We start from the raw sequence: 1,862 nt of genomic DNA, 5'->3' as shown, positions 1-1,862 counted from the left end.
GCCCACAATTGAGTATGCACGCCAGCATCTTCGTGTAGAGGGAATGGCAGAAGATCAATTCTTATGTATATTCGGTTTATATGTACTCACACCGAAAATATTTGAATTTCTCGAAAATAATATTCAAAACAACTTCCGGGACGAAAAAGGCGAATTTCAGTTAACATCCTGTCTCGATCAATTGCAACAGGAAGAGGGAATGACCGGATATATTGTCAACGGTAAGTGTTATGACACCGGATTGCCAGATCCCTATCGTCAGACAATGATTGATTTTAGAAATGCAGGGAAGTAGTTAAAAGGGTGAGCGATCGCCATAAAGTATTTGAACCTAGCGATCGCTACCTCCCTCTGATTCTTTCTGTGACTGCTTAATGCAAGAAGTGACGGATGCCTGTTAACACCATCACTAAACCAAGCTCATTGGCAGCCTTAATTGAATCTTGATCGCGCAGACTGCCTCCCGGCTGAACAATCGCTACAATTCCCGCCGCCGCTGCTGTCCGCACCGAGTCATCGAAGGGGAAGAAACCATCGCTGGCAAGCGTGGCACCTGAGGATTTTTCTCCAGCTTGTTCTAAGGCAATTTTGACCGAACCGACGCGATTCATTTGTCCGGCACCGACACCTAAAGTAGTGCGATCGCGTGTTACAACAATCGCGTTAGACTTGACGTGCTTACACACCTTCCAGGCAAATAATAATTCTTCAAGTTGTTCTGGCGTCGGTTGTTTGTCCGTGACGACTTGCCACTGGCTGGCGTTTTCCACCACGTCATCAGAAGCTTGGACGAGGAAACCACCGGCAATAACTTTAACTGTATTTTCTGGTCCAGCCGCCAAGTCTGGCAAAGTCAAAACCCGCACCTTAGACTTAGCCGCCAGAATTTCCTGTGCCTCTGGTTCGCATCCCGGTGCCACGACGCATTCTAAAAATGTTTTGGTGAGTGCTGTCGCTGTGGAGGCGTCAATCGGCTGATTTAGCGCCACAATCCCCCCGAAAGCCGAAACCGAATCAGCATTAAAAGCTTTTTCATAAGCCTCAGACAAGCTATTTCCCAAACCTACGCCGCAGGGATTATTGTGTTTGATAATCGTCGCTGCTGGGGTATCGGGAAACTCAGCAATAATCCGCCGCGCTGCTTCCAAATCCACTAAGTTGTTATAACTCAGTTCTTTTCCCTGAAGTTTAGTCGCCGCCGCCCATCCAGACGCAACTGCCCCAGTTTGATACCATGCGGCAGGTTGATGGGGATTTTCCCCATATCGTAGAGATTGCAACTGTTGTCCAGAAAGCTCAAATTGTGTAGGTAGGGGCGATGTATGCGCCTCTGCCTCTACAGGGGATTGATGAGTAAGATAGGTTGCGATCGCCCTGTCATACCCCGCCGTATGCTCAAACGCCTCTCGTGCCCTAGCCAGACGGAACTCAAAGGACACTTCCCCGCCCTGTCGCTGCAATTCCTGCAAGTAGGAATCATACTGAGCCGGGTTAGACAAAACTGTTAGATGTTGGAAGTTTTTTGCAGAAGCCCTTATCATCGCCGGGCCACCAATGTCAATCTGCTCAATCGCTTCCGGCAACGTTACTCCCTCTTTCGCAATCGTCTGCTCAAAAGGATAAAGATTGACCACCACCAAATCAATCGGGCGAATTTGGTTCGCCTCCAAATCTGCCAAATCTTGGGGCACATCCCGACGCGCCAAAATCCCGCCATGAATTCGAGGATGCAGCGTTTTGACTCGCCCCCCCAAAATCTCCGGAGAACCCGTGTAATCGGAAACTTTCGTCACGGGTAGCCCAGCATCTTTAAGGGCTTTAGCCGTTCCACCACTGCTGATTAAATCAAACTCAAATTTTTC

1 protein-coding gene and 1 pseudogene are annotated in these 1,862 nt (G+C 48.7%); one reads left to right on the top strand and one right to left on the bottom strand.

Annotated features, from left to right (window positions below):
* Window positions 1-295 (top strand): annotated as a pseudogene (locus H6F50_RS00095) (UTP--glucose-1-phosphate uridylyltransferase); the annotation flags it as partial.
* Between the two features lie 76 nt (window positions 296-371).
* Here H6F50_RS00095 and purH read toward each other — a convergent pair.
* The coding region (purH, locus tag H6F50_RS00090; protein ID WP_190424912.1) for a bifunctional phosphoribosylaminoimidazolecarboxamide formyltransferase/IMP cyclohydrolase at window positions 372-1,862 on the bottom strand (1,491 nt) is incomplete at its 5' end.

The sequence above is a fragment of the Coleofasciculus sp. FACHB-712 genome (assembly GCF_014695635.1).
Taxonomy (GTDB): domain Bacteria; phylum Cyanobacteriota; class Cyanobacteriia; order Cyanobacteriales; family FACHB-T130; genus FACHB-T130.
The sequence above is the reverse complement of the archived record's forward strand: the minus strand, read 5'-3'. Positions and strand labels throughout refer to the sequence as shown.